The sequence below is a fragment of the Gordonia humi genome (assembly GCF_014197435.1).
Lineage (GTDB): Bacteria > Actinomycetota > Actinomycetes > Mycobacteriales > Mycobacteriaceae > Gordonia > Gordonia humi.
The window spans coordinates 4067964-4083751 of sequence record NZ_JACIFP010000001.1 but is presented as its reverse complement, the minus strand read 5'-3'; the positions used below and the strand labels follow the sequence as shown (position 1 = coordinate 4083751).

At 69.2% G+C, this 15788-nt stretch carries 16 protein-coding genes; 13 read left to right on the top strand and 3 right to left on the bottom strand.

Annotation, left to right across the window (positions count from 1 at the left end; translation table 11 throughout):
- Positions 1–23 precede the first annotated feature (23 nt).
- Positions 24–1496, top strand: a complete 1473-nt coding sequence (locus BKA16_RS18825) for a dihydroorotase (protein WP_183372107.1) — start codon at positions 24–26, stop codon at positions 1494–1496.
- 106 nt (positions 1497–1602) lie between these two features.
- Here BKA16_RS18825 and BKA16_RS18820 read toward each other — a convergent pair whose 3' ends face one another.
- The 3 genes from BKA16_RS18820 to BKA16_RS18810 form a co-directional block, all read right to left on the bottom strand.
- Positions 1603–2448: an aldolase/citrate lyase family protein gene (locus BKA16_RS18820; RefSeq protein ID WP_183372106.1), complete on the bottom strand. Its 846-nt coding sequence runs from the start codon at positions 2446–2448 to the stop codon at positions 1603–1605.
- An 18-nt stretch (positions 2449–2466) separates the two neighbouring features.
- Positions 2467–3228, bottom strand: coding sequence for an IclR family transcriptional regulator (locus BKA16_RS18815; protein ID WP_183372105.1), 762 nt, complete (start codon positions 3226–3228; stop codon positions 2467–2469).
- A gap of 97 nt (positions 3229–3325) precedes the next feature.
- Positions 3326–4744 (bottom strand): MmgE/PrpD family protein, encoded by a 1419-nt coding sequence (locus tag BKA16_RS18810; RefSeq protein ID WP_183372104.1) that lies wholly within the window; start codon positions 4742–4744, stop codon positions 3326–3328.
- A gap of 257 nt (positions 4745–5001) precedes the next feature.
- On the opposite strand from BKA16_RS18810, the gene BKA16_RS18805 reads away from it, so the two are divergent.
- From BKA16_RS18805 to BKA16_RS18750, 12 genes are all read left to right on the top strand, one after another.
- Positions 5002–6225, top strand: coding sequence for an ABC transporter substrate-binding protein (locus BKA16_RS18805; RefSeq protein WP_183372103.1), 1224 nt, complete (start codon positions 5002–5004; stop codon positions 6223–6225).
- On the top strand, positions 6222–7250 hold the full coding sequence (locus BKA16_RS18800) for a branched-chain amino acid ABC transporter permease (protein ID WP_221246918.1): 1029 nt from the start codon (positions 6222–6224) through the stop codon (positions 7248–7250). The genes BKA16_RS18805 and BKA16_RS18800 overlap by 4 nt, the downstream gene beginning before the upstream one ends.
- Positions 7247–8296, top strand: a complete 1050-nt coding sequence (locus tag BKA16_RS18795; RefSeq protein WP_246371819.1) for a branched-chain amino acid ABC transporter permease — start codon at positions 7247–7249, stop codon at positions 8294–8296. The genes BKA16_RS18800 and BKA16_RS18795 overlap by 4 nt, the downstream gene beginning before the upstream one ends.
- A complete protein-coding gene (locus BKA16_RS18790; RefSeq protein WP_183372102.1) occupies positions 8293–9024 on the top strand; it encodes an ABC transporter ATP-binding protein in 732 nt (243 codons plus the stop codon). Before BKA16_RS18795 ends, BKA16_RS18790 begins: the two co-directional genes overlap by 4 nt.
- Positions 9017–9718 (top strand): ABC transporter ATP-binding protein, encoded by a 702-nt coding sequence (locus tag BKA16_RS18785; protein ID WP_183372101.1) that lies wholly within the window; start codon positions 9017–9019, stop codon positions 9716–9718. The genes BKA16_RS18790 and BKA16_RS18785 overlap by 8 nt, the downstream gene beginning before the upstream one ends.
- Positions 9715–11094 carry an MmgE/PrpD family protein gene (locus BKA16_RS18780; RefSeq protein ID WP_183372100.1) on the top strand — a complete coding sequence of 460 codons (1380 nt, stop codon included), beginning with the start codon at positions 9715–9717 and terminating at the stop codon, positions 11092–11094. The genes BKA16_RS18785 and BKA16_RS18780 overlap by 4 nt, the downstream gene beginning before the upstream one ends.
- 14 nt (positions 11095–11108) lie before the next feature.
- Positions 11109–11747 carry an aspartate/glutamate racemase family protein gene (locus BKA16_RS18775; protein WP_183372099.1) on the top strand — a complete coding sequence of 213 codons (639 nt, stop codon included), beginning with the start codon at positions 11109–11111 and terminating at the stop codon, positions 11745–11747.
- A complete protein-coding gene (locus tag BKA16_RS18770; RefSeq protein ID WP_183372098.1) occupies positions 11744–13105 on the top strand; it encodes an FAD-binding protein in 1362 nt (453 codons plus the stop codon). Before BKA16_RS18775 ends, BKA16_RS18770 begins: the two co-directional genes overlap by 4 nt.
- A complete protein-coding gene (locus tag BKA16_RS18765) occupies positions 13098–13613 on the top strand; it encodes a pyridoxamine 5'-phosphate oxidase family protein (RefSeq protein WP_183372097.1) in 516 nt (171 codons plus the stop codon). The genes BKA16_RS18770 and BKA16_RS18765 overlap by 8 nt, the downstream gene beginning before the upstream one ends.
- Before the next feature lie 104 nt (positions 13614–13717).
- Positions 13718–14074: an EthD domain-containing protein gene (locus BKA16_RS18760; RefSeq protein ID WP_183372096.1), complete on the top strand. Its 357-nt coding sequence runs from the start codon at positions 13718–13720 to the stop codon at positions 14072–14074.
- A complete protein-coding gene (locus tag BKA16_RS18755) occupies positions 14071–14829 on the top strand; it encodes a hypothetical protein (RefSeq protein ID WP_183372095.1) in 759 nt (252 codons plus the stop codon). Before BKA16_RS18760 ends, BKA16_RS18755 begins: the two co-directional genes overlap by 4 nt.
- Positions 14826–15788, top strand: a complete 963-nt coding sequence (locus tag BKA16_RS18750; RefSeq protein WP_183372094.1) for an LLM class flavin-dependent oxidoreductase — start codon at positions 14826–14828, stop codon at positions 15786–15788. The genes BKA16_RS18755 and BKA16_RS18750 overlap by 4 nt, the downstream gene beginning before the upstream one ends.

Here is a 15788-nt window from a genome sequence, read left to right as displayed (position 1 = left end):
GAGTTTTTAAGGAGCGAGGACAAATGACTGAATTCGATCTGGTCATCAAGGGCGCCCAGGTCGTGCGTCCCGGCACGGAGGCACCCGAGGTGCTCGACGTGGCGGTGTCGAACGGGAAGTTCGCCGCCATCGAGGCCGACATCGACGCCGCGCGCGCCGCCGAGGTCGTCGACGGGGCGGGCAAGCACCTGTTCCCGGGCGTGGTGGACGTCCACCAGCACTGGGGCATCTACAACACGTTGTCCGAGGACGCGGCCAGCGAGAGCAAGGCGTCGGCGCAGGGCGGTGTCACCAGCGGCATCACCTACATGCGCACCGGTGCGTACTACATGAACAAGACCGGCCCCTACAACGAGATCTTCCCGGAGGTCCTGGAGGCCACCGAGGGCCGTGCGTACACCGACTACGCGTTCCACATCGCTCCGATCATGAAGGAGCACATCGACGAGATCCCCGACCTGATCGGCAAGTTCGGTGTCCCGTCGTTCAAGATCTTCATGTTCTACGGCGCCCACGGTCTGCACGGCCGCTCGAGCAACCAGGCGTCGTTCCTGATGCTGCCCGAGGACCAGACCTACGACGTCGCGCACTTCGAGTTCGTCATGCGCGGCATCGAGAAGGCCCGTCGCGATCCGCGGTTCGCCAAGGACAAGGACAACATCTCGCTGTCGCTGCACTGCGAGACCGCCGAGATCATGCGTGCCTACACCAAGCTGGTGGAGGACGAGGGCAAGCTGACCGGACTCGAGGCCTACAGCGCCTCCCGTCCGCCGCACTCGGAGGGCCTGGCCATCACGATCGCCTCGTATCTCGCGCACGAGACCGAGCTGCCGAACATCAACCTCCTGCACCTCACCTCGCGCAAGGCCATCGAGGCGGCGATGACCATGCAGCAGGCGTTCCCGCACATCAACTTCCGTCGCGAGGTCACCGTCGGCCACCTGCTGGCCGACTTCGAGACGGCCGCTCCGGGCGGCAAGGTGAATCCGCCGCTGCGGTCGCGCGACGACGTCGAGTCGCTGTGGGAGCATGTGCTCGCGGGCGACTTCTCGTGGGTCACGTCCGACCACGCGTGCTGTAAGGACGAGGCCAAGTTCGGTGAGCCGCGCGAGGACGTGTTCCTGCAGAAGTCGGGCTTCGGCGGCGCCGAGTACCTGCTCGCGGGCATGGTCAGCGAGGGGCGCAAGCGCGGTCTGAGCTACCCGCGCATCGCCGAGCTCGTCTGCAAGAATCCCGCCGACCGCTACGGCATGGCGAACAAGGGCGACCTGGTCGTCGGCTGCGACGCCGACTTCTGCCTGCTCGACGACACCGTCGACTACACGGTGCACGCCGAGGACTCGCTGTCGACGCAGGAGTACACCCCGTTCGAGGGCTTCAACCTGACCGCCAAGGTCACCGACACCTTCGTCCGCGGCAACGGTGTCTTCCGCGACGAGCAGATCGTCGGTGAGCCCGTCGGCCAGTACGTCCGTCGTTCGGGCGTGCAGGACTGATCCACCCGGATACGCTCCCTCCCGAGCAGAAGGGGCGCGACCGTCACGGTCGCGCCCCTTCGTCGTACCGGTGCCCGTTGCCGACGACGGCGGCAGCCGACACGCGTCAGGCGCGGTGCAGGGTCTCGCGCGCGGCGCGGATCACCGCGGCGTCGATGAGGCGGCCGCCCGCGTCGACGGTGACGCCGCCGTGTGCGGCGTCGAAGCGGTCCAGAACGTCGCGAGCGGCGGCGACGTCGTCGTCACTCGGCGTCAGAACGTCGTGGATCACCGGGATCTGTCCCGGGTGGATCGCCGTGCGGGCACGGAAACCGAGGTCGATCAACTCGCGCGTGGTGCGCGCGAAGGAGTCCAGGTCACGGAAGTCGGTGGAGGTCGGAGCCACCGGGGCGGGCAGCCCGGCCGCGGCGGCGTGCAGGACGATCTGGGCGCGCAGGCCGATCACCGCGGACGCCGTCGCCGCGCTGCGCACCATCCGCAGATCACCGAGGAGGTCCACCTCGCCGACCGCGAACGTCGTCAACCGAGGATGCCGCGCCAGCGTGGGCAGATCGACGATCGCTGCCGCGTCCTCGATCAGGCCGACGACCGGGATCGGCTCGACCCCGCGCTCGGCCTCGAGTCGGTGCAGAAGCGCGGTGATCCGATCGAGGGCGTCGACGCCGCATTTGGCGAGCAGGATGCCGGCCAGACCGGGGCGGACGACGGCGTCGCAGTCGTCGTCGAGGAACGTCGGATCCACTCGGACCCAGACCTGCGCGCGGTCGGTGCCGTCGCCCGGACCGTCGAGGAACTCGCGGACGGCCGCGCGGGCGGTCTCCTTGTCGGTCAGGGGGACCGCGTCTTCCAGATCGAGGACGACGGCGTCGGCCGGTCCGGCGACGGCCTTGCCGAACAGATGCGGTTTCACGGCCGGGACGTAGAGGAACGAACGGGGGAGGAGGGAGGCCACGGGTGTCCTTTGTGCGAGTCAGGCGCGAAGACCGTCGGTGATCGCGCGTGCGGCGTCCACGACGAGAGCTCCGTGCTCTTGGTGAGTGTCGAAGGAGTAGCGGAAGGCCGGACCGGACGAGCTGATGGAGCCCATGACATTGCCCGCGGCGTCGAAGAACGGGGCGGCGATCGCGGCCGCGCCGGTGTTGCGTTCGTTGAGCGAGAGCGCGTAACCGCGCTCCCGGATCAGATCGAGTTCGTGACGGTAGGCGTCCTCGTCGAAGTCGGTGTGCATCGCGCGCAGATCGTGCACCGCGTCGTCGATGAAAGATCCGGGCAGGAAGGCGAGGATCGCGCGGCTGGAGGCACCCGAATGCAGTGGCAGCCGGACGCCGATCTCGACGATCATCTTGACCTCCTGCGGCGACTCGAACTGGTCGAGGTAGATGCGCTCCTTGCCGGTCAGTACCGACACCGTGGCCGTCTCCTGGGTCTGGGCGCGGAGGCGACGCAGCACGGGGGCCGCGATCGAACGCACGTCCACCTGGCTGAACGCCCGCGCAGACAGCGCGATCGCCGCCGGGCCGAGGGTGTACTCGGAGCCCTCCGGCACCGTCTTGAGCAGTGATCGGGAGACCAGTGATCGGAGGATGCGATGCACCACGGCCTTGCTCAGCGACAGCTGCCGGGCGATCATCGACACTCCGAGCGGAGTGTCCGAGCGAGCGAACAGCAGGAGGACGTCGGCCACGCGATCGGCCGACGACGTGCCGCCGGTCTCGGGGAGTGGTTCGGACATCGGCGTCCCGCCTTTCGCTCGGGGGCCGCGGCTCATCGCACACCGTCGCGAAGGCGCGGCCGCGTTCGGCCTGTCGGTGTCACTATAAACAAGGTCCTCACCGCTCTCGGTCCGGTATCGGGCGAACGCGGCGCAGCAGCGATCCGATGTCGGCGGGGCGCCCGGTGGACGTCAACGCCGCGACGGCGTCGAGCACGTCGCCCGCCCACGTCGATCCGCCGACGGCGAGCAGCCTCGCCGGTTTCGCGGCGACCACGGGATCGGCGAGCGCGTCGGGTCCGTCGCCGCGCGGCGGACCGGACGCTGTCTCGGTCAGCGACCGTCCGTCGGTGAACCGTACGGTGACCACGGCAGGCCTGCCGTCCGGATACCCGGCGTCGAGATCTCGATCGTGCTCCACGACGACGCGGGCGGCGAGTGCTCGGAGAGCCTGGTCGTCGAGTGCGGCGCGACCGAATGCGTCGCCGGTCGACCCCGTGGCGGTCAACCCGGCGGCGACGGTCCACGGGATGCTGAACCGCGCGGCGAGCTCGCCCGTCGGCGCGGACTCGTCGAACGATGCGGCCGCGGCGTATGTGCGGACCCGGACCGATTCGATCAGTGCCGGATCCCACGGGCCTCGGCGGGCGAGGTCCTCCACCGCGTCGTTCACACCGTGCAGCAGGGCGCAGGTGGGGTGGCGTTTGAGGTAGCCGTCGAGGACGGTCCATTCGCCGTCGGCGGCGAGGGCGTCGAGGCGCCGGGCGAATCCCGCCGGATCGGCCGCGGTGATGCGCGCGAAGTGGAGTTCGAGAGTACCCGGCGCGGCGCGCACGCCGGCAGCCGCGGCCTGTCCGCCGAGGACCGCGTGCAGCGCGGCCGTCGCCAGATACATGTTCTGCGCCGTGCGTCCGGTGAACACGGTTCTCGCATCCGGTGCGAGTGGCAGCGCCGCGGCGACGTCGACGGCCGCCGCGACCGCGGTCCGATCGCCTCCGGTCAGAAGGTGTGCCACACCCGCGGCGGCGCCGACACTCGCCCATGTCCCGATGTCGTGCACATTCGGGGGTGTGCCGTCCATCGCGACGCCGATGCGCGTGCCGATCTCGTAACCCGCGAGGACCGCCGACAGGGTCGACGGGCCGTCCGCGCCGACGGACTCGGCTACCGCGAAGACGGCCGGGACGACGTGGGAACCCGGATGGCCGCGCGCACGACGGTGTCCGTCCTGGAGCTGTTCGCGGGCGATCGATGTCGCGTTGAGGTATGCGGCCAATGCGGGCGGAGCGCCCGCGGACCGTCCGATAACGCTGCTCGGGCCACTGTGGTGTCCGTCCTCGATCATCCCGCCGAGTGCAGCGGTTCGCAGCTCGTGGACGTCCGAGTGCGCGAGCCCGGCCGTCGCCGCACTCAGGACATCGGCGATCATCGCGCACGCTCGGCGGCCGACCGGTGGCGACTGCGCGGGCCAGTCGACGTCTATGACCGCCGAGCAGATCGACTCTGCGAGAATCTCGGAACAAGTTGAATCTGTCATGTTTCTCTCAGCGGAACAATAGTCGGTTCTGGTGTATCGCGACTCATTCATATCATTTCCGCGCGGCTTCTAGCGGCAATGCCTGTAATCGGGTCGGTATTCGTCGGGGCTGGTTGTATGTGACACACGCTTGTGGTGAGTGGAGTCACATGTTAAATTGAAGATCCAATCACTAGCGTTCCTATCAGCGGAACGCAGTCAGACGGCCTCGATCATCGATTCGGGGTCTGGACCGAACGAGGTCAGGAGCAGTCGGAATGAGAAAGCGGAAGTTCGTCACGGCCGTCGCCGTCGCGCTCGGAGTCGCGTTGACGGCCACCGCCTGCAGCGCGTCCGGCAGCGGTGACGACGTCATCAAGATCGGCACTGTGCACCCGTTGACGGGAGTCAACGCGGGAGACGGTGCGCAGCTGGAGAACGGTGCGAAGCTCGCCGTGCGCGACATCAACGCGGCGGGCGGCATCAAGGCGCTCGGCGGCAAGGAGCTCGCGATCGACCCCGGTGACACGAAGGGGTCGGCCAAGACCGGGCAGAGTGAGGCGCAGCGCCTGGTCAGCGGCGGCGCCGTCGCCCTGATCGGCAGCTATCAGAGTGCGGTCTGCGCCAACGTGGCGGTGGTCGCCGAGCGCAACAAGGTCCCGTATCTGATGGACATCTGCGGCGACAACTCGATCCTCGAGAACGGCTACAAGTACACCTTCCGCATGCAGCCGCCGAACTCCCGGTTCGGCGCCAGCACCGCGGACTACGTCAAGGCCGTCGCCGAGCAGGCGCACCGGCCGATCACCAAGGTCGCCTACCTGCACGAGAACACGGCCTTCGGCAACGGCGTGTCGAAGGCGTTCGCCGCCCGCGCCGCCGAGATAGGTCTCACGATGGGACCGTCGATCAGCTACGACGCCGCCAGCGTCTCCGACCTCACGACCCAGATCGCGCAGGTCAAGTCGAGCGGCGCCAGCATCCTCGTGATCTCCGGCTACTACCGTGACGGCGTCCTGGCCGCGAAAGCGGTCCAGACCGTCAAGCCGAACCTCGACGCCGTGGTCGGTGCCGCCGACGGCGCCTTCGACCAGCCGCAGTTCCCGACGGACGCGGGCCGTGCGGGCAACGGCTACTTCGATGTGAACTACCACATCAACGACAAGAGCAAGAAAGGGCAGGACTTCGTGAAAGCCTATACAGCCGAATACGGTGATGCGCCGCGTACCGGCGCGGCGCTGGCCTACGACTCGGTCATGGTGATCGCCGCGGCGATCGAGAAGGCGGGGTCGGACGACCCGGAGGCCATTCGCAACGCGCTCGGCAAGACCGACGTGACGCCGGTGGTCCTGTCCGACGGCCCCGTGCGGTTCAGCGAGACCGGTGAGAACCTGTCCACGCTTCCGGTCCTGACCCAGGTGCTCGACGGAGCGCCGCACGTCGTCTTCCCGGAGCAGTTCGCGACGAAGCAGATCGTGTTCCCGGCGGGACCGGGCCGATGAGTCCGACGCAGACCGACACGAACACGCTCGCCTCGATCGACGAGGTGGAGGCGGGCACTGGCGCCCGGCTGATGAAGAACCTGCGCTCGTCGACACCGGCCCTGATCATGCTCCTGGTCCTGGTGGCACTGTTCGTCGCCGCCCTGCTGCGATCGGGCAGCATGGCGATCACCGGACAGGCTCTGCTCACCGGCATCGTCACCGGCGGCGTCTACAGTCTCCTGGCGATGGGCCTGACCCTGATCTTCGGTGTCCTCGACATCGTGAACTTCGCCCACGGCGCCTTCCTCACGGTGGGTCTGTTCGTGACCTACCAGGTGGTCGAGTCGACCGGGTGGAATCCCTACTTCGCCCTGCCGATCGCGATCGCGGCGCTGTTCATCATCGGCATGGCGGTCCAGTTCTTCCTGCTGCACCGCACGATGGGCGGCGGACTGGAGAGCCAGTTGCTGATCACCCTCGGTCTGTCGCTGCTCATCGCGAACGTGCTGCTGATGATCTTCCGCGGCGACCCGCTTTCGGTGAACCTGACGTCCGATCCCGGCGTGAACATCCTCGGTGCCGTCGTCAGCCGATCGCATATCATCGCCTTCGTCGGAGCGCTGATCCTGGCGGGCGTGGTCTACCTGGTCCTGGACCGCACCCCGTTCGGTCGAGCCATCCGCGCCGTCGCCGCCAGCAGTCAGGGCGCCGGTCTCGTCGGCATCAACGTGCGCACCGTGTACGCGGTCACCTTCGGTCTCGGTGCCGCATGCGCCGGCGCCGCGGGCATGCTGATCGCGCCGTTCACCACCATCACGCCGACCGCGGGCGATCAGTTCAACATCCTCGCGTTCGTCGTGGTCGTCATGGGCGGTCTCGGCAACGTGATGGGTGCACTCATCGGCGGTCTGATCGTCGGTCTCGTCGAGCAGCTCGGCGGTGTGGCCCTCGTCGGGCAGAGCCCGCTGCTGGGAGTGTTCCTCCTGTTCCTGCTCATTCTGTTGATTCGTCCGCAGGGACTGTTCGGAGGTAAGAGTTCATGACCACCAACCTGCTCACGAGGATGTCGCCCAAATCGCCGGTCGGCGCGGACGGATCCCGGAATCTCACCCGGCCGTTGATCTACCTCGGCGTCTTCGTCGTCGTCGCGGCGTTCGCACCCTACGTGCTGCCCGAGTCCCGTCAGGCGGTCGCCGTCAACGTGCTGATCATCGCGATGATGGGCATCGGCTGGAACCTGATGAGCGGCTACGGCGGCATGTTCAGCTTCGGCCACGCGGCGTTCTTCGGCATCGGCGCCTACACCGACGCCTACCTGATCGTGCATTACAACATCTCACCGTGGATCTCGCTGTTCATCGGTGCGGCGATCGCGGCGCTGGTCGCGATGGTCATCGGCTACGTCGCATTCCGCTACAAGCTCCGCGCCGCGTACTTCGCACTGGCGACGTTCGCGTTCGCCGAGATGCTCCGCCTCCTGGCCACGAACACGGACTGGCTCAACGGCACCGCGGGTCTGCACGTCCCGCTGCTGACCGAGGACTCGTGGTCGATGCTGCAGTTCGGTGCCAACGCGCCGCAGTACTTCTACATCGGTCTCGCACTGCTCGTCGTCTGCATCCTGATCACCATGTTCTATCTGCGGTCGCGGTCGGGCATCTATACGGTCGCGATCCGGGACAACGAGGAGGCCGCGGACTCGCTCGGCGTGAACGTCATGCGCGTCAAATTGACGACGATGGGCGTGTCGGCGGCGATCACCGCGCTGGCGGGCGTGTTCTACACGCAGTACTACATCTTCATCGACCCCGACATCGCGTTCGGCAACGCGCAGTCGGTGCAGGCCATCACCCCGGCGGTCATCGGCGGTATCGCCACGATCGCGGGCCCGATCGTCGGCGCACTGATCATCGGCCCGCTCAACGAACTGACCGCGGACTGGGGACGCACCCCGCCCGAGTTCCTGGACTTCCTGGCCGGTCGGAGCGGTCTGGACGTGGTCGTCTACTCGATCCTGCTCATCATCATCGTGCTGGTGTTGCCCAAGGGCATCGTCGGTTCGATACGACACTGGTGGAGACAACGATGAACAACGTCCTCGAAGTCCGCGATCTGAGCAAGTCGTTCAAAGGCGTGCACGCGCTCGCCGACGTGCAGCTCGATGTTCCCGAAGGTTCGATCGTGGGCGTCATCGGCCCCAACGGTGCGGGCAAGACGACCTTCTTCAACTGCATCACCGGCGCACTGCGACCCGATGCCGGTTCGGTCCGGCTGTTCGGCGAGGATGCGACGGGTCTGCCACCGCACCGCATCGCACATGCCGGCGTCGGGCGCACCTTCCAGTTGATGAAGCCGTTCGGCACCATGACGGCGCGTGAGAACGTCATCGCCGCGGCCCTCACCAAGGGCGGCAGTCACAAGACCGCCCACAAGCGGGCCGACGACGTGATCGAGGCGACCGGGATGGCCGAGTGGGCCGACGCCGTGTCGGACTCGCTGCACACCGCCGCGCTCAAGCGTCTGGAGTTGGCCCGCGTGCTCGCCCGCTCGCCGAGGCTCCTGCTGCTCGACGAGGTGCTCGCCGGTCTGGTGCCGTCCGAGCGCACCCCGGTCGTCGAACTCCTCGCCGACCTGCGCGATTCCGAAGGCCTGAGCATGGTCTTCATCGAACACATCATGGCCGCCGTGATGCGACTGTCCGACTCGGTCGTCGTGTTCGACCGCGGGCGGGTCATCGCCTCCGGAGACCCCGAGGCCGTCGTGGCCGACCCGACCGTCCAAGAGGCCTACCTGGGAACGGAGATCGCTGATGCTTGAGGTCGACAAGATCACCGCGGGATACGGGAAGCTCCAGATCTTGCACGATCTGAGCATCCGTGTCGACGCCGGGGAACTGGTCTCGGTGGTCGGCGCCAACGGTGCGGGCAAGAGCACCATGCTGCGCGCGATCAGCGGTCTCATCGAGACCAGGACCGGCGAGATCCGCTACGACGGCGAGAAGATCTCCGGGCTGCGGCCGCACCAGGTGGTCCGCCGACGGGTGATCCAGGTGTCCGAGGACCGCGACCTGTTCGGTCCGATGACGGTGGAGCAGAACCTGGTGCTCGGAGCGTGGACGCGTAAGCGTGCCGAGGTCGACGACGACCTCGCGCGAGTCTTCGACCTCTTCCCGATCCTGAAGGAGCGGCGCAAGCAGATCGCTCAGACCATGTCGGGCGGTCAGCAGCAGATGGTGGCGATCGGCCGCGCCCTGATGGCGCAGCCGCAGATGCTGATGCTCGACGAGCCGTCGACCGGTCTGTCGCCGAAACTGACCTGGGACGTGCTCAACGCGGCCGCGGCGATCCGCGAGACCGGGATCGGTGTGCTCCTGGTGGAGCAGAACGCCGCGCAGGCGCTGTCGATCTCCGACCGCGCGTACGTCCTCGAAAGCGGCAGCGTCGTCCTCGAGGGACCGGGTAGGGAACTGGCGGGTGACGAACGAGTGAGAAAGGCGTACCTCGGACTATGAGTGACCGATCGGAGCAGACACAGGCGCTCGATCCCGATCAGCGGGCCGCGCTCGACGCTGCGCTCGCGCTGGCGCAGTGGGCGGCCGACCTGACCTGGGACACGGTGCCCGACGAGGTCCGCGATCGGCTCCGCCTGGTTCTTCTCGACACGCTCGGGGTCACGATGCTCGGCGCGCGTCTGCCCGAACGAGCGGGCCTGATCGACGCCTGGACTCCCGGCGACGGGCCCGCACCGCTGATCGGGACCGGGATACGGACCTCGCCCGAGGTCGCGGCCTGGCTCAACGCGACAGCGCTGGTCAGCCTGGAGATGGACGAGGGGAACAAGTTCGCGGGCGGACACCCCGCCGCGCACGGATTCCCCGCCGTCCTGGCGTTGGCGGCGACGCTCGACGCGGACGGACCGGCGACGGCGGCCGCACTGCTGGTCGCGTACGAGGTGGGCGCCCGCTACGGCCGCGCGTCCACCGCGGTCCCGGGCCTGCACCCGCACGGGAACTGGGGGTTCACGGGTGCCGCGGCCGGCTGCGCCAAGCTCATCGGCCTCGACGCCGACCAGATCACGGCCGCGATCGACGCGGCGAGCGGCATGCCGATCGCCGGACCGTTCTCCGCGGCGCTCGACGGCAACCCGGTCCGCAACGAGTGGATGGGGGCGTGCAACGTCGCGGGCCTGGCCGCCGCGCGTCTGGCGAAGTCGGGCATGGCGAATCCGACCGGTATCGCCGCCCACAGCCTCGGAGGTCTTCTCGGCGCCTTCTCACCGACGGTGCTCGTCGAGGAGCTCGGGCAGCGGTGGGACATCGGGCTCGGCTACTTCAAACGACACGCGTCCTGCGCGTTCACCCACCCGACCGCCGACGCCGCCCTGGTGCTGCGTCCGCAACTGCCGGACGCGGGCGTCGACGCGATCACCGGCATCCGCGTGTCGACGTACTCGGCCGCGGCGAACCTGCACCGGACTCGTTGGAACAACCGGCTCGCCGCGATGTTCTCGATTCCGTACGTCGTCGCCACCGCCCTGCGGGACGGCCGGGTGGCGCCCGACGGATACGACGCGTCGAACAGCGCGGAGTTCCGAGCGCTCGCCGATCGTGTGGACGTCGTCGCCGACGCCGTCTTCGACGACCGGCTGCCCGATGCACGCGGCGCCGCCGTCGAGATCACCCTGGCCGACGGCCGTGTACTGAGGGAGGAGGTCGCCAACCCGATCGGCGACGCCGCCCGCGAACCGTTCGACTACGAGCGGACCGTCGCGCTTCTCCGCGATCTGCTCGGCGACGGCGATGCGGTCGCCCGTGTGCTGGAGGCGGCGTCGTCGCTTCCCGAGACGCCGAGCGCACGCGCCGTCCTGGACACCCTGACCGAATCCTGAATGGAGGAATCCTCGTGAAGATCTTCGCGACCACTCCGCTGCACGTCGGAGCCGACGAACTCGCTCGCCGTCAGCAGCGGTACGACACTATCGCCCCGGCAGGAGTCACTGTCCGCCTGCACGATCTGCCCGATGGCGCGCCGACCAGCCTCGACTCGGCGGCGGACATCGCACGCTCGGACGAGTACGTCCACGCCGCACTCGCGGCCGCCCCGGCCGAGTTCGACGCCGTGATGCCCGACTGCGTGCTCGACCCGTCCGTGGCGCGGCTGCAGAGCGAGACCACGCGCCCGGTGATCGGCATCCTCCGCATGAACCTCGCCTACGCGGCGGCGCTCGCCGCCCCGACCGGCGGTGTGGTCCGCAACGAGGCGATCGCCGCCGAGATGCGCCGCGTCGCCGACGTCTACGGCTGGTCGCAGTGGCTCACCGAGGTCGAGGTCCTCGACCTGCCGTTCGACGCGGTCAGCGAAGGCCCCGAGTGGCAGGCGCAGCTCGACGCCGCCGCAGCCGCCCTGGCGCCCCGCGGCGTCCGCTCGCTGCTGAACGGCTGCTCGGCCGTCGACGTCGACCCCGACCATCCTTCCGCGGTGCCCGTCGTCGACCCGGTGATCCGAGCGCTCGAACTCGTCGCGTCGGGCGGTCGGGCGTGAGCGCCGACGGACCCGACCTCGTCGTCGCCGGCGCGGGCGGCGGTTTGATCGGTGCTCTGCGCGCCGCCCAGTCGGGCCTGGACGTGCTCGTGGTCGAGGCGAGTGAGCACTTCACCCGCGGCAACAACACGTCGATGTGCACCGCGATGATCCCGGGCGTCGGCAGCCGCTTCCAGAAGGAACTGGGCATCGAGGACTCGGCGGACCTGTTCGCCGCCGATGTCGAGCGCAAGACCAAGGGCACCGGTGACCAGCGACTGGCCCGCACCCTGGCCGAAGTCAGCGGCGAGATGGTCGAATGGATGGCCGACGAGGTCGGTCTGGAGATCTCGCTGATGACCGACATGCACTATCCCGGTCACTCGGTGGACCGCTGCCACACCATCCCGGAGCGGCACGGCAACGCGCTGATCGACCACTTGGCGCGCACCGCGCGCAGCCATCCGAAGATCGACTTCCTGGTGCCCGCGCGTCTGACCGATGTGGAGCTCGACGCCGACGGCGCGGTGTGCGCAGTGATCGTGACCGATCCGTCCGGCGCCTCCGAACGCATCGAGACCCCCGCGGTGCTGTTGGCCACCAACGGATTCGGCGCCGACCACGAGATGGTCGCCGAGCACATGCCGGAGATCGCCTCGGCCACGTACCACGGCAGCGAGACGTCGCGCGGCGACGGACTGCGCATCGGAACGAGACTCGGTGCGGCGTCGGCCTACCTCGACGCGTACCAGGGCCACGGCGCGCTGGCCGCGAAATCGGCGACGCTGCTCGGCTGGGCGACGATCATGCACGGCGCGATCATGCTCGACACCACGGGCCGCCGGTTCGCCAAGGAGACCAGCGGATACTCCGAGTTCGGCCCGTACCTGGCGGCCCGTCCCGGTGCGACCGGTTGGGTGGTCTTCGACCGCCGCGTCCACGACCTGTGCCAGCCGTTCACCGACTTCCGGCAGACCGTCGAGTCGGGCGCCGAGGTCTGGGCCGACGACGCGGCCGCACTCGCGGAGGTCACCGGGTTGCCGGTCGACGCCGTCGTGGCCGAGCTGGAGGAGTCGGCACTCGCCGCACGCGGACACGTCGAGGACCGCTTCGGGCGCGAGTACGAGGCGCCGCTGGAGCCTCCCTATGCCGCGGTCCGCGTGGTTCCGGCACTGTTCCACACGCAGGGCGGTCTGGTCGTCGACGAGAAGGCGCGCGTCGTCGACGCAGACGACCGGCCGATCCCGGGCCTGTACGCCTCCGGCGGCGCCGCCGCGGGCGTGTCCGGTCACGGAGCCGGGGGATATCTGGCGGGCAACGGCCTGATGCCCGCGTTCGGTCTGGCGTACCTCGCCGCGACTGTCGTCGCGAATGGCTGACCCGACCGACGTCGAACGGGCCGCACGCGCATTCGTGCAGTGTGAGGCGGGTTTCGCGCAGGTGGTGACGTTCGATCGGCTCGGCGAGCCGATCGGACGCTCGACGAGTGCGTTCCTCGCCGACGACTGGACGGTCGAGATGGTGCAGCGGCGCGTCCATCGGCGAAACGCGCAGCTCGAGCGCGATCCGCGAGTTCTCGTCACCTGGGTCGGGGCGCCGTCGCCGGAGTCGGTGAACGACTCGCCCTGGACGTTCGATCTCGGTTTGACGATCCCGCGCGCGGTGTTCGTGCGCGGCACGGCGCGTCTGCTCGATGCGGACCAGACATGGGACGCCTACCTCCGCCACACCGAGCGGCTCCGCGCCGCGGGTCACGTGAGGGCTCCCCGCCGCGACCGTGCCGAGATCGACGAGACCATGCGCGGCGTGCGGATCACGCCGAGCCGGATCCGGGTCGAAGGCTTCGGCGACGGTGCGCAGGCCTTCGACCTGCCGATTCCAGGCTGACCGGTCTCCCGTTCGTCGAGCCCGTCGACTCGGCCCGGGAGAACCGGAGTCGAGACCTCCACCGTCACCAGACCGAACCGACAGCGAGAAAGGAATGTGAACCGATGATCAAGGCACTGCTCGGATACACCATCGTCGAGGGCGTCAGCGAGGAGGAGTACGAGCGCTGGCTGTTCGATGTGCACGCGCCCGACCTGCTCGCCAATCCGCACCTGGACCGGATCGTCTTCAACAAGATCCTGTACCCGGTCACGTCGGCGTCCGGCGGCACCGCGGAGATTCCGCCGAGCTTGGACCTGTACCGGATCGCCGAGATGCACTTCGCCGACCACGACGCGTATGAGGCGTACCGCGCCTGGTTCGCCGAGAATCCGCTGCCCGCCGAGCGTGGTCCGGGCGGTCGTACCGACTTCGCGTTCTACCTGATCGGGGAGAGCACCGTGGTGGAGCGCGACCGGTGACCACCTTCGACGCATCGACGGTGGTGCTGAGCGATCCGGCACCGGAGTTCACCGACCGGCTGGCCGAGCGGGCGATGACCGTCTACTCCTCCGGTGCGGTCTCCGCCGACATCGCTGCCGCGGCGGCCCGGTCGCTGCCGGTCGACGCGGTCGGTGAGCCGACGGCGGCCGAGGCGGCGTGGGCCGATCTGATCGCAGCCTCCGCCGGGTTTCCACTGATCGGGACCGGTCGTGTGGCACCGACGTATCCGGCGCTGATGTGGAACGGCGCCCGACTCGCCGCCGCGGCGCCCGACCGGCGGTGGGCGCCGCTGCTCGCCGCGTTGGCCGTCGCACCGGCCGACACCGGTGTGGAGCGGATCGGTCGAGCCGTGGTCGCCGGTCTGCGCGTGCTCGACGAGGCCGACGATCTGCTCGGCGCAGCACCGCTCGCGTACCCGACGGCGGCGACGCTCGCCGCCGCGGCCGCCGCTTCGCTCACCGGACCCGCGGAGGGCGCCGATCTGGCGCCGGTGCTCGACCTCGCGGCGAGTCTGCAGGTGTTCACCCCGGCCGCCGCTCACGCGCGGACCGACGGGTGGGCCGCCGGTCATGCGGCCGCCGCCGGCTGGCTGGCCGCGACGCTGCCCGCCGATGCGATCACTGCGATGCCGGGCAGTGTGGCGCATACGGCGTCGGCCGCCGCCGGTCGGCCGGTGGCCGACCGCATCGACGTGCCGCGCACCGTCGGCGACCTGTTGGGTCGTCTGGCGTGAGCGGCCCGCCGATCCTGCTCAACCTCGCGCGTCCGCGCGGCGTGCAGGATCCGCTGGTCGCGGCCCGGCACGCGGTGCGCGACGGTGCGGACGGCGTCGGATTCGCCGACAGTCCGCGACTGTTCCCGGACCCGTTCCTGACCGCGGCGAGCGTGCTCGGCTCCACCGCCGCAGCACTGTCGGGGCCGTGTGTCATGGGGCTCGGTCTGCATCATCCGAGCGTCGTGGCACAGTCGTGCGCGACGCTCGCCGATCGGTTTCCCGGCCGCGTGTTGACCGTCGTCGCGCGCGGGGAGAGTTCACTGGCGAACGAGGGGCTGACGGTCCCGTCGCTACGTGAGTACCGTGCCCTTGCACAGGAGTTCCGCGCCCGCCTCGACGATCTGGCACCGCGGACCGGGCCGGTGCTCGGCGCCGGCTCGGGACCGCGCACCATCGAGGTCAACGCCCAGGCGGTCGGCGGCGTCCTGCTCGACGTGGGTGCGTCGGCCGGCGTGGTGGAGCGTGCGCTGGCCACCGCGCGCGCGGCTCGCCCGGACACCGCGTGCTGGCTGTTCGTACGCGGGGTCGTCACGGCCGACGACGAGCAGTCGCGTGAGGCCGCCGCACCGATCCTCGGGTCGTGCGCGGCCCGACTGGTTCGTTCTCCGCGGTGGTACGACGTCGCCGACGACATGATCGGCCGGGTCGCCGCGGTCGCCGCCGCGCACGACTATCGCAAGCACGGGACCGCCGAGGCGTCGGCGGCGCAAGGCACCGATCGCGACGCCGAAGAACTGATTCGCGACCGGTTCCTGCTCACCGGTTCGACCGACGAGATCGTCGATCGGCTGCGACCGCTGGCCGGTATGGGGATCGACGGTGTCGTCCTGGCCGGCGCGATCGCGGGAATCGAAGACCGGCTGGCCCCGACAGTGTCGGCGGTGCGCGCCGGTCTGGCGAACAGTGCAAGGAGATGA

What these genes read in the sequence shown, in the direction of transcription:
- BKA16_RS18790 (WP_183372102.1), top strand. Translation starts at nt 8,293, where the DNA reads ATGAACAACGTCCTCGAAGTCCGCGATCTGAGCAAGTCGTTCAAAGGC.
- BKA16_RS18810 (WP_183372104.1), bottom strand. Translation starts at nt 4,744, where the DNA reads ATGACAGATTCAACTTGTTCCGAGATTCTCGCAGAGTCGATCTGCTCG.
- BKA16_RS18780 (WP_183372100.1), top strand. Translation starts at nt 9,715, where the DNA reads ATGAGTGACCGATCGGAGCAGACACAGGCGCTCGATCCCGATCAGCGG.
- BKA16_RS18760 (WP_183372096.1), top strand. Translation starts at nt 13,718, where the DNA reads ATGATCAAGGCACTGCTCGGATACACCATCGTCGAGGGCGTCAGCGAG.
- BKA16_RS18765 (WP_183372097.1), top strand. Translation starts at nt 13,098, where the DNA reads ATGGCTGACCCGACCGACGTCGAACGGGCCGCACGCGCATTCGTGCAG.
- BKA16_RS18800 (WP_221246918.1), top strand. Translation starts at nt 6,222, where the DNA reads ATGAGTCCGACGCAGACCGACACGAACACGCTCGCCTCGATCGACGAG.
- BKA16_RS18785 (WP_183372101.1), top strand. Translation starts at nt 9,017, where the DNA reads ATGCTTGAGGTCGACAAGATCACCGCGGGATACGGGAAGCTCCAGATC.
- BKA16_RS18815 (WP_183372105.1), bottom strand. Translation starts at nt 3,228, where the DNA reads ATGTCCGAACCACTCCCCGAGACCGGCGGCACGTCGTCGGCCGATCGC.
- BKA16_RS18795 (WP_246371819.1), top strand. Translation starts at nt 7,247, where the DNA reads ATGACCACCAACCTGCTCACGAGGATGTCGCCCAAATCGCCGGTCGGC.
- BKA16_RS18805 (WP_183372103.1), top strand. Translation starts at nt 5,002, where the DNA reads ATGAGAAAGCGGAAGTTCGTCACGGCCGTCGCCGTCGCGCTCGGAGTC.
- BKA16_RS18825 (WP_183372107.1), top strand. Translation starts at nt 24, where the DNA reads ATGACTGAATTCGATCTGGTCATCAAGGGCGCCCAGGTCGTGCGTCCC.